Genomic DNA, 26,337 nt, shown 5'->3' on the forward strand with positions numbered 1-26,337 from the left:
TTTAAATTCCCACAATTGCGCTTCTGCGCTCTAAAATTATATTGTCTAGCCACTTACCGTTAAGCCTACCAATTTTTTCTCTGTAACCTATTTCTCTAAAACCACATTCTTTATGCAAGTGCAAACTAGCTTTATTAGCCCTCATAATACCAGCTTGTAACGTCCAAATATTATTTTCCTCACTAATAGTTATTAATTGTTTTAGCAGTAATTTACCATAACCTTTGCCTCTGGCATTAGCTGCCACATAAACACTAACTTCTGCTACACCACCATAAACACACCTAGATGAAACTGCTGCTAAAGAAGCCCAACCTTGCATAGTACCTTTATTAGTAAACAATGCAATACACCCAAATGGTAAATGAGCTTTGCTCCACACATCCCAAGTTGGAACTTTAGTTTCAAAAGTTGCTACACCAGTGCTTATACCATCTTGATATATTTTGGCTACACTAGAGTAATTAGCTTTAGAAATTGGTATAAATTCCATTTTAACAACAACCAGAATTAGGAGCACAACTATTACCAGATGCTTGTATACTTGCAAGCTTTACCTTTTCTTTTTTTTCTGGAATACCACATTTATCTTTTGCCAAACAATCTGTTAATTTTGATGTAAGTAAAAAGTTAGTTCCGTCAAAATCTAATCCGTATTTACCAATAGTATCTCCTTGATATTCTACTTCTACCTCTAAATCTGGAATACCAAGTACGTTTTCTGACAATTCTATTATGTTGACTAATTTTTCCGGATGCAATCTATGATCGTAATCTTGCTCATTCCACAATTGAAAATTAACAACCTCTTCATTTCTTACAGTACCACCACAATCAATAAAGTTTTTAGTTACCTTACCTACTTCTGTTACATGAAAATGACTAGGCACTAATTCTCCGTTTGGTAATTGAAATGCTATTTTTTCTAAGCTTTTTAAATTTGCTTTAACCTCTGATAATTTCATATAAATATTATTTTAAATTAAACTTAACAACAACTATTATTTCCTTCTAAATCTTGATCTAAAAACTGGTTCATTACTGTTTTCATCTTAGTCCAATTTTCTGGGTGTATACAATAACAAACACTGGTACCCTCTACATTACCTTTTATAAGTCCTAATAACTTTAATTCTTTTAAATGCTGAGAAATTGTAGGTTGTGCCAAACCAATTACATCTACCAAATCTCCACAAATACATGTATTTATTTTAAATAAATGCTGCAGTATTGCCACCCGTGCAGGATGACTAAAGGCTTTAGCATAAATTGCTATCTGGTTTTGGTCTTCTGTAAATATTTCTGTTTTTGCTAAACCCATAACTTAATTTGTTTATTGCAATATTACGATTAATATAAATACAAATACAAATATTCGCCAAAAAAAATGCAGCATAACTAAAAAGTTATGCTGCATTTAAATTATCATAATCAAAAATTATCTGCTATAATTAGGAGATTCTTTAGTTATAGTAACATCATGAGGGTGACTTTCATTAATACCGCTAGCGGTAATTTTAACAAATTTACCTGTCTCCTTTAAAGTCTCTATATCCTTAGCTCCACAATACCCCATACCAGCACGTAAACCACCAACAAATTGATGAATACTCTCATACAACTCACCTTTATAAGGTACGCGTCCTACAATACCTTCTGGTACTAACTTTTTAATATCATCTTCTACATCTTGGAAATAACGATCTTTACTACCTTGTTTCATAGCTTCTACAGAACCCATTCCTCGGTAAGACTTAAATTTTCTTCCTTCGTAAATAATAGTTTCTCCTGGAGATTCCTTAGTACCCGCCAATAGAGAACCTAACATTACAGTATCTGCACCTGCAGCAATAGCCTTAGGTATATCACCAGTGTATCTAATTCCGCCATCTGCAATTACAGGAACTCCACTACCCTTTATAGCGGCAGCAACTTCTAAAACAGCAGAAAATTGAGGAAAACCAACACCAGCAACAACTCTGGTTGTACATATAGATCCTGGTCCTATACCAACTTTTACAGCATCTGCACCCGCTTCTACTAAATATTTAGCCGCTTCTGCAGTTGCAATATTACCTACTACAACCTCTAAATTTGGAAATTTCTTTTTTACTTCTTTTAAAACAGAAACCACACCTTTAGTATGACCGTGAGCTGTATCTATAATTACTGCATCTACACCTGCATTAACTAGTGCCTCTGCACGCTCTACAGCATCTGCAGTAACGCCTAAAGCAGCAGCAACCCTTAATCTACCATACGTATCTTTATTTGCAATTGGTTTTAGCGTAAGCTTTGTAATATCTCTAAAAGTAATTAAACCAACCAATTTGTTGTCTTTATCTACAACAGGTAATTTTTCAATTTTATTTTCTTGTAAAATATCTTCTGCTTGCGCTAAAGAAGTACCTTCACTAACAGTTACCAAGTTTTTAGAAGTCATTACTTCAGAAATTGGCCTGTCATTATTTTTTTCAAAACGAAGATCTCTATTAGTAACAATACCTATTAATTTTCCCTCTTCATCTACTATAGGAATACCTCCAATACTAAACTCTTTCATATTGGCTTTTGCATCGCGTACAACAGAGTTTAAAGGTAAAGTTACTGGGTCTATAATCATACCACTTTCGGCACGCTTTACTTTACGAACCTTTGCTGCTTGCTCTGCAATAGTCATATTCTTATGTAACACTCCAATACCACCTTCTTGCGCCATAGCAATAGCCATACGAGATTCTGTTACAGTATCCATTGCCGCAGAGACAATTGGTACATTTATAGTTATATTTCTTGTAAATTTTGCTTTTATACTTACTTCTCTTGGAAGTACTTCTGAAAAAGCAGGAACAAGGAGTACGTCATCATAAGTAAGACCTTCTCCAACAATTTTATTTAGGTGAGCTTGCATAGCAATTAAGGATTAATTGCGTGCAAATATACAATTTATAAATGTAAACAGCCACATATTTACCAATAAGAGTTTTCACAATGTTTTCTTAACGTTTGCATAGCATAGGTACACCTCTCTTGCACTTAAATGAAAAATGTTTTTAAAGCAGTTATAGTAAGACCTACTTACTCCTTTTTATAATTTTTATAAGCTACCACATAAAATACAGCATACTACATGTTTTAAAAACTATTAACTATGCTAAAAAAATTGAAGTGAAAATTTATAATACTTTAATTTTACAATTCTGAAACTAAAAACTATAATTTAAAATATAGTTTACTTATTAAATAGCTGTGAAATAACAATTAAAACGGATAATGTAAACGTAAGCGTCATTAATGCACCAGATAGCATAATCACATATTTCATCCAAAATAAACCAGACCATAACAAATAAATACCTCCAAATGTTAGCAATACAGACAAAAACGGCTCTATAGTTAAAAATAGCTTTAGTTTTTTTGGCAGTTTGGTAAGCCACACTAAACCTCCTAATAAAAAGAATATTAAAGACATAGACAATATATGCGTATGTACGGTAGTAAGCATTTCTCGGCTACTTTTTTTAAATTTCATTACCTCTGCATCTTCATCTTCCTCATTACCCAAATAGTTTTCAGTAATACCAGATGGTTTAGCATCTGTAGTTTCATTAACAAATAGTAGCCCTGTATAATAACCAATAGACAAAATAACCACAAAGGTTCCTATAAATAATTTTATTTCTGATGGAAATGTACTTAGTAATCCGTTGTACTTCATTATTAAAATTTAATTTCTAATGTAGCATAGTAATTTCTGTTAGCCGAAGGAATTATACCAGGCCCTGGATAACCAGTTGCCCTTCTTGTAAAATAGGCTTCATCAAGCAAATTATTTATACCTGTTTCTAGCTTTAAAAATTTATATCTGTAAGACAAAGACAAGTCTAAAATGTTGTATTTAGGTATAACACCATTTACACCACTTAAACTTGGTTCATTGGAGTTAGTAGCATCTGTGTATTGCTGAGTTAAACTAGTATATTGAATACTGGTTAGTAAATTTTTCCAACCAAATTTTACTCCCGTTTTTAAATTTAAATCTGGAACAAACTCTACTCTATTTCCTTTAATGCCATTTTGCTGAGACTTTGTGTATTCAGAATTTATAAAAGATGTATTTATAAAATAATTAAAACTATAATTACTATTTAAGTTGAGTATTTTTTTAAGGTTAAAATCTACCAATGACTCTACTCCTACTATACGTGCATCTCCTACATTTGTTCTCTCTTGCACTACACTACCATCATCTAATGCCTTGGTAACTAAACCTATTCTATCATTATAAAAAAGACCAAAAACACCTGCATCGTAAGAGATATAGTTTTTATAATTACCTCTAAGACCAAGATCTAAAGTATATCCTTTTTCATCGGATAAATCTCCTATTCTAAAAGAAGGGTTCACTATATTTAAATCTGAAAATGTTACTGATCTGTAGTTTTGTGAAGCATTACCATAAACTTCTATAAACCTATTAGGCTTGTAGCTAGTTCCTAAACCAACTAATAAAAATGATCTTTTATTACTATCATTACTCTCTACCGTTTCATTTAAAATAACATTACCTGCTGCATCAGTATTTATTTTTTTAAAAAAACCGTCGCTCTCTGTTTTTATATATTCTACTCTTAAACCAGGTGTTAGAGACCAATTATCCCTTAAGTAAAATATATTTTCTCCAAAAAAGGCAATATTTAAATTAGGATTTTTATAATTAGACTGCGAAGGGTAATTTGGATAATCATTTATTGCAGAAGAAAAGTTAGCATCACTACCATTACTTCCTGGCCCTTGCACCGATGTATTATTTGCTTTATAAAATTTAGTACCTATTAAATAGGTTGCTTTTTTTCCAAAAAACGTATACTTGTCTAACAACTTAGCCTCAAAACCAAAGTTTTTAAAATCTCCAGTAATTAAATCTCTTTCTTCATTTGTATCTACTTGGTTTACTCTGTTGGTTCTAAAACCCAATGCATCTCTAGAAGCATTTAACCCAAAAAAGTTAAATAATAAACTTGTGTTTTCTGTAAAATTATGCTTAAGTTTTACGTTGTACAATAACCAATTTACAGCAAACCAGTTTCTTGCTCTATTACTTTGGTATGGATTTTCTGCAAACATAGCATCAGTTAAGCCACCTGCCTGTTGTGCTAAATAATTTAAATACGTTATTTCTGCCTCTAATTTTGTTTTATCAGATAATTGATAACCCATATGTGCAAATGCATTTTTAGAGTTAAAGTAAGAATTTGGTCTAAAACCGTCTCCTTGCTTAAAATTAAAACTAGCATAATAGCTAAATTTATTTTTTGTACCACTTACACTTGTATAATTAGTATACAAATTATTACTACCAACAGTGTTTCTTGTTAAAACTTCTATTTCTTTAGTTGAATTTGGCTTTTTAGTGATAAAATTAACCAGTCCGCCAAACTGGGTTCCGTACTGTAAAGATGCTGCTCCTCTAATAATTTGTATTTCTTCTAAAGACTCTGCTGGTGGCGTATAATAACTCTCTGGATAACCTAAAACATCTGCGCTAATATCATAACCGTTTTGGCGTGTATTAAAGTTAGATGTTCTGTTTGGATCTAAGCCTCTCCCTCCAATGTTTAACTGTAAGCCAGCATCATCATTCTGAAAAATATTTAAACCAACAACTTGACTATATATTTGCCTAGCATTATTAGAGGCTAAATTTGCTACAGACTCACTTACCAAAACAACCTCTGTTTTTTTACCTGCATATATAGATGTACCTACAACATCATCTAACCGCTTTAAATTAAAAATTTGAGCTTTCCTGGCTACAACTTCTACTTCTGTTAATTCTATTTCTACAGCAGATAATTGTTTATTTAATATAGTACTACCTACTACATTTACTATTTCTTCCTCTATGTTATACTCATAAGAAAAAAATACAATTTCTAATTGTTTCTCGTCTGTAATAAACTCATAGTAGCCTTTATTATTGGTAACAGAAACCTTACCCTTGGCTTTATTATAAATTTCTACACCACCTATAGGTACATTATTTTCTTTAGATGTAACGGTTCCCGAAACTTTATACTGAGCATAAAGAGATGCGTTACAAAATATAAGTAGTACTACTATTTTAAAATCCTTTAATTTCATCGTTAAATGGTAAAATCCACGTTTTGTGCTTAAATAAATCTTTTTGTTGGTAAAGGTCTACACTTGGGTCTATGTAGGGTTTACTTAACCTGCCGTTAAGTGCTACATAACTCTCTACATAAACCTGTATATTTTTATGATTTTGTTCTTTAAAATGATCACCTAAATAATGTGCATATTGTACAATAAAATCAGGCTGAGTACTCATTTGCTTTTCCTGAAATGGAGTTAAAAAATCTGCATTGTTCACATAAAATTGTTTTTTAGAAACGCTATCTACAATTTTAAAATTAGCATAGCCCATTTTTTCCATAAGCATTACACGCCAAGAAAAACGGTATCCCTCCTCTGTCCAAAAAAGTTCTCCGGGATATAGTAAATACCTAAAAGGAAATAACAACTGAATAATAAAAAACACAGCTAAAACTCCTAATGTTAATTTCTTTTTACTTCTTGAGAATATATTTTGATCTTTTATAATAGTTACATTTTTACCTATTGTAACGGGTAACTTAAAAATTACTTTTTTTACATAATTAATAATCTTGATGTGAAAGTTGTCACTAAAAAAAATAAGACTACTTACTATCATTATATAAGGAAACATACCAATTGGAAACAAAACCCTAGTTAGTAAATGAAAAATAACTACAGCAACAAATGCTAAAAGTCTGGTTCTCTTATAAAATAGCAAAAAAGGTATCAAAAGGTCGTACAACATACCAGACCAACTCATAAAATAATGAACCCACTCTTGTTGCAAAATAGAATTTCCTATAAAAGGCACATCATACTTAGACGGCAACCATATTTTTAAAGGCATAGCTCTAAAAAGCCAATCTGAATTTATTTTTGCTAATCCTGCATAAAAATATACTATGGCTAACAGCAATTTTATACTGTCTATAGCATAGCTAGGCACATAATTGTATGCTCTTTTTTTTATGTAAGAGTCTACAGAAAAATATGCGTTTGCCGGTAAAAAAATCATTAAAAAACTTAGTACACTTACAAAATAGTAATGATTTAAATAAGTAGTTTTATCCATTAACTCTATGTATGTAAAGCTTAAAAAAAATAGAATAATAGCTAACCTATATTTATAACCAATGGCTACTAATATTGCTGTTATTGCGCAAATAACAAATAAAATGTAGGTGTAGTTACCTAAAGGAGTTACCCATTCAAAATTATAATACGTAAAATGAAATTTAGGTTGAATGTAAAGGTCATAAATCCATCCTTTAGCCCAAAACCTAATAATACTTAAAAATAATAAGGCTCCAAAACAAACTCTAAATACCGCCAAAGGGGCTATATGACTTGTTTTGTCTAAGTATGTTTTTAAATTAGCTATCATTTTTATACAAAAAAAGATTCTCTAATGTTTTAGAGAATCTTTAAATATTAGTTTTTTAGTGTATTAATCTCCATCTGCATCTGTATAGTCTACACTTACACTAAAAGCTTGCAACATATCTACTTTTATTAAAACAACAACTTTTTGTAAAGCATCATAAGCTTCTGTCATTTTTACATTATCTGTCTCTACTTGGTTAGATAAGCTAGCATCTAAAGTTAAAACCTTAGCGCTTGCATCATCAATTTTATTATTAATGGCAACGTTTAAATCTTCTCCCTGTGTAATATTATTTAAATAATCTAAATAGTCTGCAAAACCTACTCCTGTAGCAGTAGAGTTATAAGCTTTGCCATTAATAAAGTTCTTAATATTTTCTAGTGCAGCAACTAACAAATCTTTTGAATTTTCGTTACTGTAAAACGCTTCTACCTTAGTTGGTAATGGTTCCGTAGAAAAAACTCCCGCAGGTATCCCTACTTTATTAGCTCTTAATCCTTTTTCAAAATAATAAACAAAATCATTAGCCAACTTGTTAAATGAGCTTGTTGCCGTATTTTCTGTACTTGCAACAAATGTGTCTCTAAACCCATTTTTCCAATCATTTAATACGGTATTGGTTAATGTATTCATTTGGTTTACCACATCTGACATATAATTTTTATAACCATCACCAGAAGTAGTATTTGTATATTTTTCTACAATTTCAGTATCGGTATTTGCTAATCCATTTAATAAATAATCCAAAGCAGGAAAACCAACTGCATCATTATTATTAGGATGCGTTAAATCATAAGTCCCAGAGCTAACATTGCTTTCAATATCCTCTACCGTAGTTGGATAGATGTTCATTTGAAAACCATAGTTAATTTCTTCTGCTTTACCTATGTTATACATTTCTACAGATTGCCAAACCTTATATGCAGATAACCATTTTTCTCTTAAGGCAACTAAGTTAGTTTCTGATGGCGAAGCAATAAATATATTTTTTTCATCTTCTAAATTATTAAGCTTAGCAGATAAATCTTCATAAGCAGGAATAATTATATTATCTGCAATATTAGCCAACAGCTCTCCCCTGTTAAAGTCGTCTTTACCATCATTAGTTGTACCAGTGCTATCATCTGATGAGCTACAGGCATAAACTGTTAATGCAGCTACAAAAACAAAAATTACTCTCTTCATTTATCCTTAATTTTATTTATTCTAAATAAAAGGCAAAAATAAAAAAAAGTAGTCATAAAATAACCATTTACAACTACTTTTTTAAAATAAGCTCTTAGGTTATAACATTTTAGTTTGCAGCTTGTTCTTTTGTAAAACCAAATGCTGCAGCAATTTCATCAGAAATTTGATCTAAAGTTGCTGGGGTAACATCCCAAAAACCGTTATCTGCCATTAATGTCTCCAAATAACCATCAATTGTAGTAGCATCTATTACAGAAGAATTTGTAATATTATCTCTTGTAAAACGTAAACTGTTTATAAATCCTATGGCCTCTGACAAACCGTGAAAAGCAGCTGCTTTATCACTTTCTAAAGTTTCTTTTCCAGATTGTAAATAATAAACACTACGAACAGCTATTACAGTAGAAACTTTTTCTCTTATAATTTCTGCCTGCTCATCTCTAACCGCATAATCTTTTGCTACAATTGCAGCTCTACCTAATTTAAATGCTTCGTATATGTCGTTAGCAATTCCTGTAAAATCTGAATCGGCTTCAACACTTGCTACATATTTATTTAAAAAGCTATCTTTACCTAATTCTGGAAGAGCAGGATTATCTTCATTCCCATATAAGTATCCATAAGCTTCATCCCACTTATGCTCCATATTTGTGTAGTTTTTACCGTCTACTAAAATACCTGCATCATTATCTGCTACATTAGTACCTTCATCTAAAACAGCAGTACTTAAATAATTGTTTAACATTTGGTCTACCATTAAACCTCCAATTATAGATTTTGCAATTGCCTGGTTATATTCTAAACCTTTACCATTCACATATCTTGTAGAGCCACCTCCAGCTTGTTGTATTTTACCTGCGCTACCTGCAACAGCATCGTCATCCCATTTAGGAAAAACTTCAGTTACTTGTGCGTTAATCCAATTGTCAAAATTTTCTTTTATTGCAATAGATGCTGTAGTATTAGTAGAAAAATAATCTGAAGATGCTGCTATTTTGCTGCGTATACTTTTGTCTGAATTATTTAAATCTGCATCCGAAAAATCTAATGCTCCCTCTTCATGAGCAAACATAGCATCTAATTCTTCTTCTGTTCTTGTGTTATCTAATAAAGCAGATATAAATTCTTCTGCCATTTTTATTCTTGTAGTTTGACCTCCAAAGTTTACAGAACTTTCATTATTGTGTTCAAAAACATAAGTTGATGGAGCAACAACATTATTAACTTCATCACCATTATCATCAGATGAACAAGAAGTAAAAACTAAACTAGTTAAAAATAAGCTCGCAAATAATTTATTTACTTTCATAAGTACTATTATTAAAATATTTTTTTGCAAATATCTTTAATAGAAACATATAAAACAATATTTATTTAGAACAAATAAAGATAATAACGTTAAATTATTAATTAACAGTTGGTTATAATTTAGTTAATTAATGATATTTAGAAAACAATTCGGTAGCTTTATTGTAGGCAGCTTCAAAAACCATCCAATTTACATTGGTATTTACCTTTTCTGCAGTAAAATAAGACAACATTTTTTCGGTAGGCATATTACCTGTTAAATCGTCCTTAGCCATAGGGCAGCCACCAAAACCTTGTATTGCACCATCAAACCTTACACAACCTGCCTTATAAGCGGCTGCAACTTTCTCTTGCCATTTGGTGGGCGTAGTATGTAAGTGTGCTCCAAATTTAACATCTGGATATTTTGGAATTAAATTAGAAAACAAATAATCTATAACATCTGGTGTAGATGAGCCAACTGTATCTGACAATGAAATAATATTAACACCCATTTTTGCCAATTTCTCTGTCCATTCACCTACTATCTCTACATTCCAAGGATCTCCGTAGGGGTTACCAAAACCCATAGATATGTATGTAACAACCTCTTTATCTGCCTTATTTGCAATATCTAAAATCTCCTTAAGTGTTTCTACAGACTGGGCTATTGTTTTATGCGTATTACGCATCTGAAAGTTTTCTGATATTGAAAAAGGATAGCCTAAGTAATTTATCTCTTTATGCTTACTTGCATCTTGTGCACCACGTACATTAGCAACTATAGATAACAATTTACTTTGTGTTCTAGACAAATCTAAGTTTGCTAAAACCTCTGCCGTATCTACCATTTGCGGTATTGCTTTTGGTGAAACAAAACTTCCAAAGTCTATAGTGTCAAACCCACAATCTAATAAAGATTGTATGTATTTTACCTTTAACTCTGTTGGGATAAACTCTTTTATCCCTTGCATTGCATCTCTTGGGCACTCCGTAATTTTTACTTTAGCAGACATAATTATTTGTTGACTTTTTCAAAATTACTACTATTTATCCGATAAAAGAATATAAATTCCTAAGCCTACAAAAACTACAATTTGTAGCCATTTAAAAATTTTACCAACCTTTTCATTTTTAGTTACATAACCAGATATTGAACCAGCTAAAATGGCAATAATACTAAATACCAAAAAGGAAACAACCATAAAAATAAACCCTAAAACATAGAACTGTACTATTGTATTAAGTGTTCTGCTAAATAGAAAACCAGGAAAAAAAGCTAAAAAAAACAAGGCTACTTTTGGGTTTAAGACATTCATTATAAACCCCTGCTTAAAAAGCGATAACATACTTTTTTTTGGTGCATTATCTCCCCCTAAAATAAGGCTTGCATTGCTCCTAAAAACTTTGTAAGCAATGTAAAATAAATATAGTGATCCAAATAGTTTAATTACTAAAAATAAACTATAATTAGCTTTAATTAAAGCAGATACTCCAAAAGCTAAAAGCGTTGTATGTACTAAACACCCCGTAATTAAACCAACAACAGTAGCTAAACCATACTTTTTACCATTAACAAGGCTTTGCGTTAATACATAAATATTATCTGGACCAGGAAAAAAGGCTAGTAAAGTAGTTGCAGAAATAAAAGCTAAAAGTATATCGTAATTCAAAATAATTATTTTAGTATTGAAAAATACAAATTTAAAAAGTTGTTATCTACCTAATAACTATCTTTAAGCAAAACAATACTTATGAAAAACATAATTTTGTTACTTTTTATGTGTTTATGTTTAACTAGTTATGCAAACATTAACAAAAACAGTAAAACTACTATGACCAAACTTAAGGATAGCGTATTAAGACACGTGGTAATTTTTAAATTTAAAGCCGATGCAACAAAACAGCAAATTACTGCTATTGAAGAAGCATTTAGTGCGTTACCCTCTAAAATAGCACAAATAATGGATTATGAGTGGGGTTTAAACAATAGTCCAGAAGGTTTAAGTAAAGGCTTTACCCACTGTTTTTTTGTCACTTTTAAAAATGAAGAAGACCGCGCCATTTACTTACCGCACCCAGACCATAAAGCGTTTGTATCTTTACTTACACCTGTGTTAGAAGACGTATTTGTATTGGACTATTGGAGCAATTAAGTGTTAGCTAAAATTGCTTTATTTATTCTTTTTATTAGTCTAGGACCTTCATATATAAAACCGGTGTAAATCTGTATTAAATCTGCGCCAGCATTCAACTTTTCTAAAGCATCTTTTTCAGAGTGTATACCTCCTACTCCAATAATAGGAAACGCTTTATTACTTTTTTCTGCTAAAAATTTAATAACCTCAGTACTCCTATTAGTTAATGGTTTACCACTTAAACCTCCGTTTTCTTTAGTAATACTTTCTGGTGATTTTAAGTTGTTACGTTCTATAGTAGTGTTAGTTGCTATAACTCCGTTTATTTTTGTTATCGCTACAATATCTATAATATCTAACAACTGTTCATTTGTTAAGTCTGGAGCAATTTTAAGTAAAATAGGCTTAGCTTTAACTCCTTTTTGGGTTACATACTTTTTATTTTCTGCAACTAAAGCATTTAGTAAATTGGTTAAAGGCTCTTTATCTTGCAATTCTCTTAAACCTGGTGTATTAGGGGAACTAACATTAACCACAAAATAATCTACGTGTGGGTATAACGCTTCAAAACAAATTAAATAATCATCTACAGCACCATCATTAGGTGTAATTTTATTTTTACCAATATTACCACCAATTAGCACATTATGTTGTGCTTTTAAGCGCTCTACTGCTTCTAAAACTCCACCATTATTAAATCCCATACGATTAACAACAGCACTGTCTGCTTTTAACCTAAACAATCGTTTTTTAGGATTACCTGCTTGTGGCTTAGGAGTTAATGTACCTATTTCTATAAAGCCAAACCCAAAGTTAGATAACTCCTTAAAAAGTTTAGCATCCTTATCAAAACCAGCAGCTAAACCAACAGGATTTTTAAATTTTAAGCCAAAAACTTCTTTCTCTAAACGCTTGTCATTTACTACATACATTGCTCTAAATAAACCTCCAAAACCTATTTTAGAAAAAAACTTGATTAAAGAAAACGATAAATGGTGTACCTTTTCTGGATCCATCAAAAAAAACAACGGCCTAATAATAGCTTTGTACATACAATTTTAAAATTTTGGCAAAAATACAAACTACCTAGATGTAGAACTATTTTACCATTGGTTTTTATTAACAGTTTTTACAATTTTTATAACTAAATACTAAGAGCCAATTGTCTTAAAAAATCTAAATAAACAGTATTTTTGAGTAAATTATATACTTATGCAAGATATTTTAGATAGATTTTTAGGTTACGTAAAAATTGACACCCAAAGTGATGCCAGCTCTAATACCACACCAAGCACTGCCAAGCAGTGGGATTTGGCTAACAAACTAGTAACAGAACTTAAAGAAATAGGTATGCAAGATGTTACCATTGATGACAATGCATACATTATGGCTACATTACCAAGTAATATTGATAAAGAGGTACCAACAATTGGCTTTATAGCTCATTTTGATACTACTCCAGATTTTTCTGGAACCCATGTAAATCCGCAAATAATTAGAAATTATAATGGCAAAGACATTGTTTTAAACGCAGATAAAAACATTATTTTATCTCCAGACTATTTTGAAGACTTATTACAATACAAAGGTCAGACACTTGTGACCACAGATGGTACAACACTTTTAGGTGCAGATGACAAAGCTGGTATAACTGAAATTGTTTCTGCAATGGAATTTTTAATTGCGCACCCAGAAATTAAACACGGCAAAATTAGAATTGGATTTACACCAGATGAAGAAATAGGACGTGGTGCTCATAAATTTGATGTAGAAAAATTTGGTGCAGAATGGGCTTACACTATGGATGGTAGCCAAATTGGTGAGCTAGAATACGAAAACTTTAATGCAGCTGGTGCAAGTATTAAAATACAAGGAAAAAGTGTACACCCGGGTTATGCTAAAGGAAAAATGATTAATGCTATTGGTATTGCGCAAGAAATTATGGCTGCTTTACCTAACAAAGAGGTTCCTGAACATACATCTGGTAGAGAAGGTTTTTACCATATACATACTATTAAAGGAGAGATAGAAAATGCAGAATTAGACCTAATTATTCGTGATCATGAAAGAAGCTCTTTTGAAGACCGAAAAAAAACCTTAGAAACTATAGTTTTTAGGTTAAATGAAAAATACAATAACTGCATTGAGCTGTCTATTAAAGACCAGTACTTTAATATGAAAGAAAAAGTAATGCCTGTTTACCATATTGTAGAAACCGCAAAAGAAGCAATGGAGGCATTAAATATAACTCCTATTATAAAACCTATACGTGGTGGCACAGATGGCTCACAACTAAGTTATATGGGCTTACCCTGTCCTAATATTTTTGCTGGCGGACATAATTTTCACGGAAAATATGAGTATGTACCTGTAGAAAGTATGGAAAAAGCAGTAGAAGTAATAGTAAAAATTTGTGAACTTACTGCTACTAAATAGACTATAAATGAGTTCTAACAATACAGATGCTAAAATAAAAATTGATGCTTATTTTAATAAAGAGCAGCCTTTTAAGCAAGGTATTGCCTTTTTAAGAGAAATTGCTTTAAGCACAGAACTCAAAGAAACTTGTAAATGGGGAGCCCCAGTTTATACTATAAACAACAAAAATGTTATTGGTATATTGGCTTTTAAGCATCATTTTGGAATTTGGTTCTATAATGGTGCTTTGCTTAAAGACCCTAAAAAAGTATTATTAAATGCCCAAGAAGGAAAAACTAAAGCTATGCGGCATTGGAAATTTTTAGCTGTAAATGATATAAACAAAGAAACCGTTACAGATTATATTTTAGAAGCTATAGAGAATCAGAAAAAAGGTATTGAAGTTAATTTTACTAAAAATACAGATATAAAATTACCTGAAATATTAATTGGTGCATTAGATAAAAGCATAGAACTTAAGCGTAAGTTTAATTCCTTTACACCCTACAAACAAAAGGAATTTATAACTTATATAAATGAGGCTAAAAGAGATGCTACAAAGCTTAACAGGTTAACAAAATGTATTACACTAATACAGGATGGCATAGGTTTACATGATAAGTATAGAAAATAAAAAAAGCATCAATTTGTAAATTGATGCTTTTTTATGCGAGTAACTCTAAGAGTTTACTTTTTATCAGATACTGGTTCGTTTAATTTTTTACTCATTTCCATAGAAATGGCAGATCTAGAAAACTTAATTTTACCAGCCATTGTCTCAATTACACAAGACATATCTTTATCATTTAAATCAAAGATTTTACCGTGCATACCGCTTTTGGTAATAACCTTATCTCCTTTTTTTAATTCTTCTGCAAATTTCTTTTCGTCTTTAGAACGTTTCATTTGCGGTCGTATCATAAAAAAATATGCTACTATAAATATTCCTACCATTGGTAGAAATGGGTACTGATCTAATATTTGTTGCATTTTATTATTTTAAAGGTACTGATGCTGCTGCACCATTTTTAGGATTTACAAATGCCTTAATACGTAAAGTTTCTCTTCCTTTAGCTGTATTTGCTGTTACTGTTACTGCTTTTGTTACTTGGTTTTGACCAGAACCATTAAATTTAACTAACAACTCACCAGATTCTCCTGGAGCAATTGCTTTATTTTTTGGGTATTCTGGTATCGTACATCCGCAAGTACTTTTTGCATCAGTAATAATTAATGGTGCTTTTCCTGTATTTGTAAATGTAAAAACTGTTTGTTGTGGTGTTCCTTGCTCAATAGTACCAAAATCAAACTCAGTTCTATCAAAAGTCATAACTGGCAAGTCTTTAGCATTGTTGTCTCTTTCTGCAGCGCTATCTACATTAGCCATAATTATTTTATTAGAAGCGTTGTCTTTACAAGCTGTAAAAGACATTGCAAAAACTGCAGCTCCAAATAGTAAAATAATTTTTTTCATAATTGTTATTTTTAATTTGTTTCACACAAAATTAATGAATATTTTTTATAATAATCCTCTACCTATTTTTTTTAACTTTCCTTCACTTTTATACTCTCGTACAAGTTTATCTAAAATACCGTTTATAAAAATGCTACTTTTTGGTGTAGAGTATTCTTTTGCTATCTCAAGAAACTCATTTATAGTAACTTTCTCTGGTATTGATGGGAAATTTAAAAGTTCACAAATTGCCATTTTAAGCAAAATACCATCTATATCAGCTATACGATCTTTATCCCAATTAGGTGTTTTACCAACAATTTCTTTAACATATGCCGCGTCATTTAACAATGTTTTAGTTAGTAATTGTTTTGCATAAACCATATCATCGTCTTCTTTTAACAGTTCTGGCAAAAAGTAAGACTCTATTACATCTGGTTTCGCTTTTTTAATTAGCTTTAGAACAAAAGTGTTTATTATAGGAATATCATCTACCCAGGTTAATTTATCGTCTTCAAAATAGTCGTAAATTTTCTCGTTAGGTGCAATTACATTTTTATAAAGGTCTGCAAGTAAATTTTTATCTTCTTCATAACTACTGGTTTCACTAGTCATATAAGTAGTATAATATTCACTTTCTGTAACTTCTTTGTATATTAACCTAATGTATTCTTCGTTTAAATACCAGTTATTTAATTTTCTGCTAGACAACTCTTCTAGTAGTAATTTGTTGTCTGCTATTTGTAACAACACTCTGTTATTTACAAATTTTTTACGATTTGGATAGGCATCAGAAACATTACCTAAATAACTTTTTGCAGCAATGTCTGCCTGCTCCTCTGCTCTTTTCTGCAGTTCTACCAACAAACTTAACATTAATAAGTACAATGTGTACATACTATCTACACTGTACTTTAAAAACTTTACTTGTTTTTCTAGTGTATCATCTTGTGAATGGGTAAGGGCGTATATGCACTGCATTACTTTAACCCTAATATGCCTTCTTGTTAGCATTGAAAAAGAACTTTTAATTTGTTAAAAAATTATATTTTGCAAAAGTACTATTATATTTTTCAAAAGTACTAATTGTGGCAAGTTTTTATCTTATGATAATGATAACATATGGTTATGCTTCAAAAACCTATCTTTGCTAACTTAGTACAACACCACTATCCTTAAAAAGTAAATGAAAGAGTTAAAACATATAAACAAGTACTTTAAAAAATATTGGCTTAAACTTACCGTAGGTATTATTATAACTGTTGTTGCGCGTGTATTCTCATTAGTAATGCCTCCATACGTTAACAAATCTATAAACATTGTTAAAGAGTTTTTTAGTCAAGATGATATTTCTAAAGAGCTGGTTAAAGGCTATTTGTTAGATTATATTCTTATTATTTTAGGAGCTGCACTTTTATCTGGTTTTTTTACATTTTTAATGAGACAGACTATTATAAATGTTTCTAGACATATAGAGTACGATTTAAAAAATGAAGTATACGATCATTACCAAAAGTTAAGTCTTAACTTTTATAAAAAAAACCGTACTGGCGATTTAATGAATAGGATAAGCGAAGATGTGAGTCAGGTTAGAATGTACTGCGGACCAGCATTAATGTATGGTATGAACACTTTTACGTTATTTGCATGTATAATTCCAATAATGTACTCTAAAGCTCCTACTCTAGCTTTATATACACTTATTCCACTGCCTATATTATCTGTCCTAATATATCAAATTAGTAAACTAATACACAAACGCAGTACAGTAGTACAGCAATTTTTAAGTGAGTTATCTACGTTTGCACAAGAGTCTTTCTCTGGTATATCTGTAATAAAAGCATATGGTATAGAAAACCGTACTAATGATGAATTGGTATCTTTAGCCATCGAAGGAAAAGCTAAAAGTATGTCTTTGGTAAGAATAAATGCTTGGTTTTTTCCCTTAATGGTATTACTAATTGGTATAAGTAACATAATTGTAATATATGTTGGAGGCAAACAATATATAAACGGACAAATAGAGAATATTGGACTTATAGCTGAATTTATAATTTATGTAAATATGCTAACATGGCCTGTTGCAATCGTAGGCTGGCTAACCTCTATAATACAAAGAGCAGAAGCATCACAAGAGCGTATTAATGAATTTTTAAAAGAAAAACCTGAAATAGAAAATACCGTTATCACCCCTATGGAAATAACTGGTAAAATAGAGTTTAAAAACGTAAGTTTTACCTATGATGATACTAACATAACCGCTTTACACAATGTATCCTTTACTATTAACCCTGGAGAAACAATTGCTATTATTGGTAAAACTGGAAGCGGAAAATCTACTATTTTAGATTTAATTGCTAGGTTGTATGATGTGTCTAGTGGAAATATACTAATTGATGACACTCCTATTAAAGAAGTTAATTTAGATTGTTTAAGACAAAATATTGGTGCTGTACCACAAGATGCTTTTTTATTTTCGGACTCTATTAAAGACAATATAAAGTTTGGAAAAGAAAATGCATCTGATGAAGAAATAATTGCGGTTGCTAAAAAAGCAGTAGTTCATAAAAATATTATGAACTTTAAAGAAAAATATGACACTGTTTTAGGAGAAAGAGGCATTACGTTAAGTGGAGGACAAAAACAACGTGTATCTATTGCTAGAGCACTACTTAAAGACCCTAAAATTTACTTGTTTGATGATTGCCTTTCTGCTGTAGATACAGAAACTGAAGAAAAAATACTAAACAATTTAAAAACTGCTTCTAAAAACAAAACTACCCTTATTGTTAGTCACAGGGTGTCTTCTGCTAAAAATGCAGACAAAATTATTATTTTAGATCACGGTAAAGTGGTACAACAAGGTACACATAACTCATTATTTGAGATAGATGGCTATTACAAAGCTCTTTATAATAGTCAACTCTCTGACAAAGAAAGTTAGAAAAATGTTGCCAATTAGTTATTTTTTTTTCATTTTTGAGGAATACTATGATAACATTACACTAACGAGATAACTATAACAATGAGTGAAAAAGAACTAATGGATCAGGAAGAGATTTATTCAAAAGTACTAAGAGCCGGTAGACGGACTTATTTTTTTGATGTGAGGAGTACTAAGGCAGGAGACTATTATTTAACAGTTACTGAGAGTAAAAAATTTACGCATGATGATGGATCTTTCCATTACAAAAAGCATAAAATCTACTTATACAAAGAAGATTTTACACCTTTTAAAGAGCTTTTAAATGAAATGATGGACTACATTATTGAAGAAAAAGGTGAGGAAGTTATTTCTGACAGACATCAAAAAGACTTTAAAAAGGAAGAACGTACTAACGCTGTACAAGAAACTACAACAACAAATAGCTTTACTAACGTAAGCTTTGACGACATTTAAATTATAAAAAAAATGTATCTTTAAGCGACTCTAAAAAGAGTCGCTTTTTTTATATCCAAAAACTAACTTACCTATGAAAAAAAGATTTTTTCTACTCGCTTTTTTAATGCTTCAAATACTATCAGCACAAAAAAAGTTAGACTTAAATTATTATTTACCTCAAAACGTAACGTACAACCCAAACATTCCTAAACCAATAGATATTATAGGTCATGAGGTTGGTGAATGGCACGTATCTCATGACAAACTTCAATTTTATATGAAAGCATTAGCAAATGCTAGTGACCGTATATCTATAGAAAACAGAGGAGAAACTTATGAAGGCAGACCTTTATTACTACTTACTATTACATCTCCTAAAAACCAAGCCAATATAGAAAACATTAGACAAACACATGTAGTAAATACTACCAAAAATACAGACATTACTAACCAACCAATAGTAGTGTACCAAGGTTTTTCTATACACGGTAATGAGCCTAGCGGAGCAAATGCCGGTTTAGCATACGCCTACTATTTGGCTGCGGCTCAAGGTGCAGAAATAGAAACACTTTTAGATAATATGGTAATATTAATGGATCCTGCATTTAATCCAGATGGTATCCAACGTTTTGCTCATTGGGCAAATAGTAATAAAAGTAAAAACTTAAATCCAGATGGTAATGACAGAGAATATCATGAAACTTGGCCAAACGGGCGTACAAATCATTATTGGTTTGATATGAATAGAGATTGGCTGCCTGTGCAATTACCAGAAAGCAAAGCAAGAATTAATACGTTTCATAAATGGTTACCAAATATATTAACAGACCATCATGAAATGGGTACAAACTCAACTTTCTTTTTTCAGCCAGGAGAACCTACAAGAGTTCATCCATTAACACCAAGCCTAAACCAAAAACTTACAGCAGAAATAGGAACCTACCATGCTAAGGCTTTTGATGAAATTGGATCTTTATATTATTCTGAAGAAAATTATGACGATTATTACTATGGTAAAGGTTCTACTTTCCCAGATGTTAATGGTAGCATTGGCATTTTGTTTGAACAAGGTAGTTCTCGTGGTCACGTACAAGAAAGTGAAAATGGTATACTCACATTTCCTTTTACAATAAGAAACCAATTTACAGCTGCATTATCTACTATAGAAGCTGCAAACAATATGCGTTCTAAAATTTTAAACTATCAAAAAGATTTTTATAATAACGCAAAAAATGAGGCTGCAAAAAACAAAACTAAAGCAATTATTTTTGGTGACAGTAAAGATGCAGCTAAAACTTGGCATTTAGCCGAAATTTTAAACAGACATAAAATTAAATTTAACAAGCTTAAAAATGATGTTAATTTAAACGGAAAGGAATACAAAAAAGATGCTAGTTATGTTGTTCCTATGAACCAAAAAAACTATCAACTTATTAATGCAATGTTCGAAAAAAGAACAACTTTTACAGATAGCTTATTTTATGACATTTCTGCATGGACATTCCCTCTTGCGTTTAATTTAGATTATACAGAAACTAGTAGCCTAAGTAATTTAGGAGAAGAAGTTAAAGAGTTAAAACCACTAATTGGTAGTCTAACAGGTAATAGTAATTACGCTTATTTATTTGAGTGGAATGAATATTACAGCCCACGTGCATTAAATACCATTTTGGAAGCTGGTTTAAGAGCTAAAGTTGGTAAAGAGCCTTTTACGGTAGAGGGTAAAAGTTATGATTATGGTACTATTATGGTTCCTGTACAAAACCAAAGGCTTAACAAACAAGAGTTACAACAATTTATGCTTAAAATAGCCCAAGATAACAACCTAAAAATAACTGCAGTTGGTACTGGTTTAACTAAAGGTATAGATTTGGGTAGTAATGAGTTTGATCCTATAAAAAAGCAACAAGTAGGCTTACTAGTAGGTAATGGAGTAACCTATGCGGATGCTGGTGAAATTTGGCATTTATTTGACCAGCGCTACAATATGAAAATTACTAAGTTAGACACAGACTACTTTTCTAGAGTAGATTTAAGTAGATATACTGCACTAATTGTGCCTAGTATTTACGGTAATGCTTTAGATAAAAATGCTGTTGCAAAAATTAAAGATTGGGTTAAAGCTGGTGGTACTTTAATTGCATACAGAAATGCAGCTTACTGGCTAAACTCTAATGAAATTATGAAAATAAACTTTAAAAAAGATTCTGCAATTGTTGCTAAAAATATTCCTTTTGACAAACGTAGAGATTTTAGAGGTGCACAAGTTACCGGTGGTGCCATTTTTGAAGCAAAATTAGATCGTTCTCATCCTATAAATTACGGTTATAAAAACAATACATTACCATTGTTTAGAAACACTAATATTTATATAACGCCAGACAAAAACAGCTACAACAACCCTATACAATATACTAGCAACCCACTGTTAAGCGGATATATTTCTGAAGAAAATTTAGCTGTATTAAAAAATAGTGTACCGTTTAAAACAAGTGGCTATGGTAAAGGGCAAGTTATTTTATTTACAGACAATACCAATTTTAGAGCCTTCTGGTTTGGAACAAACAAATTATTAATGAATGCTATATACTTTGGAAAAATGATGTAAAAAAATATAATTGCAACAAAAAATCTCGGACTAATAACCCGAGATTTTTTGTTTTATGGTTACCCTATTTTTAATCCGTTAGGTACCTTAGCATCGGGGCTTAGTAATATAACATCTTTACCTTCTACAGCGCCCATTACTAAACACTCACTCATAAAATTAGCTATCTGCTTTTTAGGGAAGTTTACAACTGCCATAATTTGCCTGTCTAGCAACTGATCTTTAGTGTAACGTAATGTAATCTGCGCAGATGTTTTTAAAACACCAATTTCTTCACCAAAATTTATTTTTAATTGATACGCTGGATTACGTGCTTCCGGAAAATCGTTTACTTCAATAATTGTTCCTACGCGCATATCTATCTTACAAAAATCTGACCAAGTAATTTGCTCTTTCATATCTATTATTTTTACCTTTACCATTCAAATATAGTTAATATAACAACTACGTTTAAACAAAATAAAATGGCACGTACACCAAGTAATATGTTAGCTTTAGGAACACTTGCTCCTAATTTTAATCTTTTAAACACTACAACAAATACATTTATTTCTTTAGACAACTGCAAAGGAGAAAAAGGTACTGTAATAGCTTTTATTTGCAACCACTGCCCTTTTGTTATACATATAAACAAAGAGTTGGTTAAAATTGCAAATAATTATAAAAGTAAAGGCTTTTCTTTTATTGCAATTTCTAGTAACGATGTTGTTAACTACCCACAAGATGCACCTGAGTTAATGACTAAAGTTGCTATAGAAAATAACTATAGTTTTCCTTATTTATTTGATGAGACACAAGAAGTAGCAAAGGCATATGACGCAGCTTGCACACCAGATTTTTACGTATTTAATTCTGATTTAAAACTTGTTTACCGCGGCCAACTAGACGATTCTAGACCAGGAAATGGCATACCAGTTACCGGAAACGACTTAAGAAATGCTTTAGACGCTATAGAATTAGGAAAAAGTATAGATAAAAACCAAAAACCTAGTATTGGTTGCAACATTAAATGGAAGTAAATTACAGCCAACCCTCTCTTACACATAAATTTTTTATATGCGCATAATGGTGCTTACTATGCCAAGCGTAACTACCTATATTTTCTGCAACTGAAATTTTTGTTTCTCCAGAAGGATGTATAAAATACCTGTTTAACTGGCTATCCGATAAGCCTTTTAATAAAAATACCAACTTGGCATGAAGTGCGGTTATATAATTTAAAGATAATATTACAGGAGATGTAGATGCATCTACTAAATTAGCCCAATCCTTTTCTTCGTAAGCTTTTATTAAAGGAGCATCTTCTGTTAACGCCCATTTAAAACGTGTATAGCTATTATGGTGACTATCTGCAATGTGGTGCACCAATTGTATTACCGTCCAACCATTTGGTCTATAAGGCGTATTTAATTGCTCATTATTTAAATTTAAAACAATATTTGTGAGTTTTACAGGGAATGATTCTAAAGTTTTTATCCATTTTTTTATTTGCTCTTTTGTAATATCCTTTGGGCAACTAAAAACACCTATAGGATATTGTAATGATTTTAATGTACTACTTTTCATACCAACTAACAGGCTATTAAATATCTAATTTACTTACAGTTAAACACTAAAATACATAAAAATTATAATTTAATTAACTTTTTACGCAACCCTTTTAACAAATATGAATCTATTTAAATAAGTACATATAATTAACGCCCCCAAAGTTATATGAAGAAATTTGGTAGGGTTTTTGTTAACATAGTTGTTATGTAAGTAGAAACCTAATTTTAAACACATTTAACCCACATAAATATGATTACTTTTTTTCTTATTTTATCTGTACTAATTGCTGTAAATATTATTTTACTTACTGTAAGTGTAAATGGTAGTTTTTTCTCTAAACGAAAAAACCTCTCCTTAGAAAAGAGAGGTCTTAAAAAAAATTATGCGTAGTAGTTTTTAAAACTATTTAACATCCATTAATTCTACATCAAAAATTAGTGTTGCATTTGGTGGTATAACACCACCAGCTCCTGCACTACCATATGCTAAGTGAGATGGTATAACAAAACGAGCTTTATCTCCTATTTGCAATAAAGCAATACCTTCATCCCAACCTGGAATAACTTGCCCTACTCCTAATTGAAAATCTATAGGTTGATTTCTTTTGTAAGATGAATCAAAAATCTGACCGGTTACCAATGATCCTTCATAATGTACAGAAACTGTTTTACCGCTTTCTGCTTTAGCACCATTACCTTTTTGAATAATTTTGTAACGTAAACCAGACTCTGTAGCATCAAAACCAGCAGCTAATTTTTCCATTTGTGCTTCTGCTTGTGCTTTTTCTTCTGCTAATCTTTTTTCTCTAGATCCTTCAAAAGTTCTAAAAGCTTCAACTGCATTCCATTTTTCTGCCTCTTCACCAACTCTTACTATCTCTAAAGTTTCAATGGTGTCTCCTTGTGCTACAGCATCAACAACATCTTGTCCACTCTCTACGTGTCCAAATACCGTGTGCTTATTGTCTAACCAAGGTGTAGCAATGTGTGTTATAAAAAACTGGCTCCCGTTTGTACCAGGACCAGCGTTTGCCATAGATAACACTCCAGGGCCAGAATGTGTTAATTCTGGATGAAACTCATCATCAAACTTATAACCAGCATCACCTGTACCAGTTCCTAAAGGACATCCACCCTGAATCATAAAATCTGGAATAACTCTATGAAATTTTAATCCGTTATAATATGGTGTTCCTTGTGGTTTTACAGAGTTCTCTAAATTACCTTCTGCCAAGGCAACAAAGTTACCAACTGTACCTGGTGTTTTATCGTGCGTTAGTTTTACTAAAATTTCTCCTTTAGTAGTATTGAATTTTGCGTAAATTCCGTCTTGCATATCGCTTATTTTTTATGAGCCGCAAAGATAGTCATTGTTTTTTGTTCACAAAACACCAATGCGTTTAAGAATTTGTTATTATCCTTTTATCTTTTTTGAGGTTACAATGCCGTATTTATCAAACAAATACACCAAACTTGTCATTGTTGCTGCACCTAACTCTAATTCTCTTTTGTTTACGTGCTCAAAAGTATCATTAGCAGCGTGGTGATGGTCAAAATAACGTTGAGAATCTGGGCGTAAACCTGCCAAAACAATATTATCTTTTTTTAACGGACCAACATCTGCTCCACTACCACCTTTTTCAAACAAATGAATTAAATATGGTTTAAACAAATTTCTCCAACTATCTACTTGTTCAAAATTTTCGGTAGAACAATCAAAAGAAAAGCCTCTTGGAGAAAAACCACCGGCATCACTCTCTAATGCAAAAATGTGGTTTTCTCCTTTATTTTTTGCCACTTCTGCATATTTATTACCTCCTCTTAAACCATTTTCTTCATTCATAAACAAAACAGCTCTTATTGTACGTTTTGGTTTGTAACCAGATGCTTTTATTAAACGAAGTACATCCATACTTTGCACTACACCAGCACCATCATCATGAGAACCATCTCCCAAATCCCAAGAATCTAAATGGCCACCAACTACTATTATCTCATTTGGGTAAGTGCTACCTTTTATTTCTGCTATAACATTGTAAGACTGAACATCGTTATACTGCTTACAATTTTGTTTAAAAAAGAATTTTGTGTTTGGGTTTAATTTTAATGCAGTAGATAACAACTCAGCTCCATTTGTACTAATTGCCGCAGCAGGAATTCTGTTTTTTACAGGAGTATTACCGTAACTCATAGAGCCTGTATGCGGGTAATCATCTAAACGTAAATTAACAGACCTTACAATTACACCAACGGCACCAAACTTTCCTGCTTCCGCCGCTCCAGAATAACGCTGGTCTACACAACCACCATAAGCCGTAAAAGTTACAATATCTTTAGGGTTCATTGGTCTATTAAAAAAAACAATTTTACCCTCTATTTTTTCTTTACCCAATTCTTGTAACTCTTTAATACCTTTTACTTCTATAACACCAGCTTTTAACCCTAAGCCCGATGTAGCAACCGAACCACCTAAAGCACAAATTGGCACACTTGTAGCACTACCATCTTCAGACAGTATATTTGCGTACTCTGGTAAACCACGTACCCACTTAGGAACCATTACAGGCTGTAAATAAACACGGTCTACACCTAAATTTTCTAGTTCTTTTTTAGTGTAATCTACTGCTTGTTGTGCTTGTACAGATCCAGACAATCTTCCTCCTATTTGATTAGACAAATGATCTAACCAATTGTAAGCCATACCATCTGTTAGTGCTGCATCATAAATTGCTCTTAGTTGTTTTTCGTCATCAGTTTGTGCTAAAATAGTTGTACAAACAAATAGGAATATTAGGGTAAGTCTTTTCAT

Annotated in this window: 27 protein-coding genes; 8 read left to right on the top strand and 19 right to left on the bottom strand. The window is 31.5% G+C overall.

The window, feature by feature from the left end; all coding sequences use genetic code 11:
• Window position 1: 1 nt before the first annotated feature.
• The 11 genes from BFJ87_RS00105 to BFJ87_RS00155 all read right to left on the bottom strand — a co-directional run bounded on the left by BFJ87_RS00105 (window position 2) and on the right by BFJ87_RS00155 (window position 11,652).
• Window positions 2–493 carry a GNAT family N-acetyltransferase gene (locus BFJ87_RS00105; RefSeq protein WP_077398418.1) on the bottom strand — a complete coding sequence of 164 codons (492 nt, stop codon included), beginning with the start codon at window positions 491–493 and terminating at the stop codon, window positions 2–4.
• Between the two features lies 1 nt (window position 494).
• Window positions 495–965, bottom strand: a complete 471-nt coding sequence (locus tag BFJ87_RS00110) for a DUF6428 family protein (RefSeq protein WP_077398420.1) — start codon at window positions 963–965, stop codon at window positions 495–497.
• Between the two features lie 23 nt (window positions 966–988).
• Window positions 989–1,321: an ArsR/SmtB family transcription factor gene (locus BFJ87_RS00115; protein ID WP_077398422.1), complete on the bottom strand. Its 333-nt coding sequence runs from the start codon at window positions 1,319–1,321 to the stop codon at window positions 989–991.
• 117 nt (window positions 1,322–1,438) lie between these two features.
• Entirely contained in the window at window positions 1,439–2,911 is a 1,473-nt protein-coding gene (guaB, locus tag BFJ87_RS00120) for an IMP dehydrogenase (RefSeq protein WP_077398424.1), read from the bottom strand.
• A gap of 321 nt (window positions 2,912–3,232) precedes the next feature.
• Entirely contained in the window at window positions 3,233–3,718 is a 486-nt protein-coding gene (locus BFJ87_RS00125; RefSeq protein WP_077398426.1) for a hypothetical protein, read from the bottom strand.
• 2 nt (window positions 3,719–3,720) lie between these two features.
• Window positions 3,721–6,144 (bottom strand): TonB-dependent receptor domain-containing protein, encoded by a 2,424-nt coding sequence (locus BFJ87_RS00130; RefSeq protein WP_077398428.1) that lies wholly within the window; start codon window positions 6,142–6,144, stop codon window positions 3,721–3,723.
• Window positions 6,125–7,504: an HTTM domain-containing protein gene (locus BFJ87_RS00135; protein WP_077398430.1), complete on the bottom strand. Its 1,380-nt coding sequence runs from the start codon at window positions 7,502–7,504 to the stop codon at window positions 6,125–6,127. Before BFJ87_RS00135 ends, BFJ87_RS00130 begins: the two co-directional genes overlap by 20 nt.
• 63 nt (window positions 7,505–7,567) lie before the next feature.
• Window positions 7,568–8,689, bottom strand: a complete 1,122-nt coding sequence (locus BFJ87_RS00140) for an imelysin family protein (RefSeq protein ID WP_077398432.1) — start codon at window positions 8,687–8,689, stop codon at window positions 7,568–7,570.
• Between the two features lie 109 nt (window positions 8,690–8,798).
• Window positions 8,799–10,001, bottom strand: coding sequence for a DUF4856 domain-containing protein (locus BFJ87_RS00145; protein ID WP_077398434.1), 1,203 nt, complete (start codon window positions 9,999–10,001; stop codon window positions 8,799–8,801).
• Between the two features lie 127 nt (window positions 10,002–10,128).
• Entirely contained in the window at window positions 10,129–10,995 is an 867-nt protein-coding gene (locus BFJ87_RS00150) for a hydroxymethylglutaryl-CoA lyase (protein ID WP_077398436.1), read from the bottom strand.
• A gap of 30 nt (window positions 10,996–11,025) precedes the next feature.
• Window positions 11,026–11,652, bottom strand: a complete 627-nt coding sequence (locus BFJ87_RS00155) for a LysE family translocator (RefSeq protein ID WP_077398438.1) — start codon at window positions 11,650–11,652, stop codon at window positions 11,026–11,028.
• Between the two features lie 81 nt (window positions 11,653–11,733).
• Here BFJ87_RS00155 and BFJ87_RS00160 point away from each other — a divergent pair, with 81 nt between their 5' ends.
• A complete protein-coding gene (locus BFJ87_RS00160) occupies window positions 11,734–12,135 on the top strand; it encodes a Dabb family protein (protein ID WP_077398440.1) in 402 nt (133 codons plus the stop codon).
• On the opposite strand, the gene BFJ87_RS00165 is transcribed toward BFJ87_RS00160, so the two are convergent.
• Window positions 12,132–13,169 carry a quinone-dependent dihydroorotate dehydrogenase gene (locus BFJ87_RS00165; RefSeq protein WP_077398442.1) on the bottom strand — a complete coding sequence of 346 codons (1,038 nt, stop codon included), beginning with the start codon at window positions 13,167–13,169 and terminating at the stop codon, window positions 12,132–12,134. The genes BFJ87_RS00160 and BFJ87_RS00165 overlap by 4 nt on opposite strands.
• Window positions 13,170–13,329: 160 nt before the next feature.
• Here BFJ87_RS00165 and pepT point away from each other — a divergent pair, with 160 nt between their 5' ends.
• Both pepT and BFJ87_RS00175 read left to right on the top strand, forming a co-directional pair.
• Window positions 13,330–14,553 carry a peptidase T gene (gene pepT, locus BFJ87_RS00170; RefSeq protein WP_077398444.1) on the top strand — a complete coding sequence of 408 codons (1,224 nt, stop codon included), beginning with the start codon at window positions 13,330–13,332 and terminating at the stop codon, window positions 14,551–14,553.
• A gap of 7 nt (window positions 14,554–14,560) precedes the next feature.
• On the top strand, window positions 14,561–15,169 hold the full coding sequence (locus BFJ87_RS00175) for a YdeI/OmpD-associated family protein (RefSeq protein WP_077398446.1): 609 nt from the start codon (window positions 14,561–14,563) through the stop codon (window positions 15,167–15,169).
• A 53-nt stretch (window positions 15,170–15,222) separates the two neighbouring features.
• Here the strand turns inward: BFJ87_RS00175 and yajC are convergent, their stop codons facing one another.
• The 3 genes from yajC to nusB are packed head-to-tail and all read right to left on the bottom strand — an operon-like array spanning window position 15,223 to window position 17,002.
• On the bottom strand, window positions 15,223–15,525 hold the full coding sequence (gene yajC, locus BFJ87_RS00180; RefSeq protein WP_077398448.1) for a preprotein translocase subunit YajC: 303 nt from the start codon (window positions 15,523–15,525) through the stop codon (window positions 15,223–15,225).
• A gap of 4 nt (window positions 15,526–15,529) precedes the next feature.
• Window positions 15,530–16,009: a DUF1573 domain-containing protein gene (locus tag BFJ87_RS00185; RefSeq protein WP_013619711.1), complete on the bottom strand. Its 480-nt coding sequence runs from the start codon at window positions 16,007–16,009 to the stop codon at window positions 15,530–15,532.
• A 45-nt stretch (window positions 16,010–16,054) separates the two neighbouring features.
• The gene (gene nusB / locus BFJ87_RS00190) at window positions 16,055–17,002 is read right to left on the bottom strand and encodes a transcription antitermination factor NusB (RefSeq protein WP_077398450.1); all 948 of its coding nucleotides are present in this window, start codon (window positions 17,000–17,002) and stop codon (window positions 16,055–16,057) included.
• Window positions 17,003–17,174: 172 nt separating this feature from the next.
• On the opposite strand from nusB, the gene BFJ87_RS00195 reads away from it, so the two are divergent.
• From BFJ87_RS00195 to BFJ87_RS00205, 3 genes are all read left to right on the top strand, one after another.
• Window positions 17,175–18,932 (top strand): ABC transporter ATP-binding protein, encoded by a 1,758-nt coding sequence (locus tag BFJ87_RS00195; protein WP_077398452.1) that lies wholly within the window; start codon window positions 17,175–17,177, stop codon window positions 18,930–18,932.
• An 81-nt stretch (window positions 18,933–19,013) separates the two neighbouring features.
• Window positions 19,014–19,388 carry a PUR family DNA/RNA-binding protein gene (locus BFJ87_RS00200; protein ID WP_077398454.1) on the top strand — a complete coding sequence of 125 codons (375 nt, stop codon included), beginning with the start codon at window positions 19,014–19,016 and terminating at the stop codon, window positions 19,386–19,388.
• A gap of 73 nt (window positions 19,389–19,461) precedes the next feature.
• Window positions 19,462–21,978, top strand: a complete 2,517-nt coding sequence (locus tag BFJ87_RS00205; RefSeq protein ID WP_077398456.1) for a M14 family metallopeptidase — start codon at window positions 19,462–19,464, stop codon at window positions 21,976–21,978.
• 59 nt (window positions 21,979–22,037) lie between these two features.
• Here the strand turns inward: BFJ87_RS00205 and BFJ87_RS00210 are convergent, their stop codons facing one another.
• Window positions 22,038–22,376 carry a tRNA-binding protein gene (locus BFJ87_RS00210; RefSeq protein ID WP_077398769.1) on the bottom strand — a complete coding sequence of 113 codons (339 nt, stop codon included), beginning with the start codon at window positions 22,374–22,376 and terminating at the stop codon, window positions 22,038–22,040.
• Between the two features lie 66 nt (window positions 22,377–22,442).
• Here BFJ87_RS00210 and BFJ87_RS00215 point away from each other — a divergent pair, with 66 nt between their 5' ends.
• Entirely contained in the window at window positions 22,443–22,997 is a 555-nt protein-coding gene (locus BFJ87_RS00215) for a thioredoxin family protein (RefSeq protein WP_077398458.1), read from the top strand.
• 1 nt (window position 22,998) lies between these two features.
• On the opposite strand, the gene BFJ87_RS00220 is transcribed toward BFJ87_RS00215, so the two are convergent.
• Window positions 22,999–23,544, bottom strand: coding sequence for a YfiT family bacillithiol transferase (locus BFJ87_RS00220; RefSeq protein WP_077398460.1), 546 nt, complete (start codon window positions 23,542–23,544; stop codon window positions 22,999–23,001).
• Between the two features lie 234 nt (window positions 23,545–23,778).
• On the opposite strand from BFJ87_RS00220, the gene BFJ87_RS16835 reads away from it, so the two are divergent.
• Window positions 23,779–23,919, top strand: coding sequence for a hypothetical protein (locus BFJ87_RS16835; RefSeq protein WP_156099824.1), 141 nt, complete (start codon window positions 23,779–23,781; stop codon window positions 23,917–23,919).
• Window positions 23,920–23,931: 12 nt separating this feature from the next.
• Here the strand turns inward: BFJ87_RS16835 and BFJ87_RS00225 are convergent, their stop codons facing one another.
• The gene (locus BFJ87_RS00225; RefSeq protein ID WP_077398462.1) at window positions 23,932–24,864 is read right to left on the bottom strand and encodes a peptidylprolyl isomerase; all 933 of its coding nucleotides are present in this window, start codon (window positions 24,862–24,864) and stop codon (window positions 23,932–23,934) included.
• A gap of 78 nt (window positions 24,865–24,942) precedes the next feature.
• Entirely contained in the window at window positions 24,943–26,337 is a 1,395-nt protein-coding gene (locus BFJ87_RS00230; protein WP_077398464.1) for a M28 family peptidase, read from the bottom strand.

This window comes from Cellulophaga omnivescoria, assembly GCF_001999725.1.
GTDB classification, from domain to species: domain Bacteria; phylum Bacteroidota; class Bacteroidia; order Flavobacteriales; family Flavobacteriaceae; genus Cellulophaga; species Cellulophaga omnivescoria.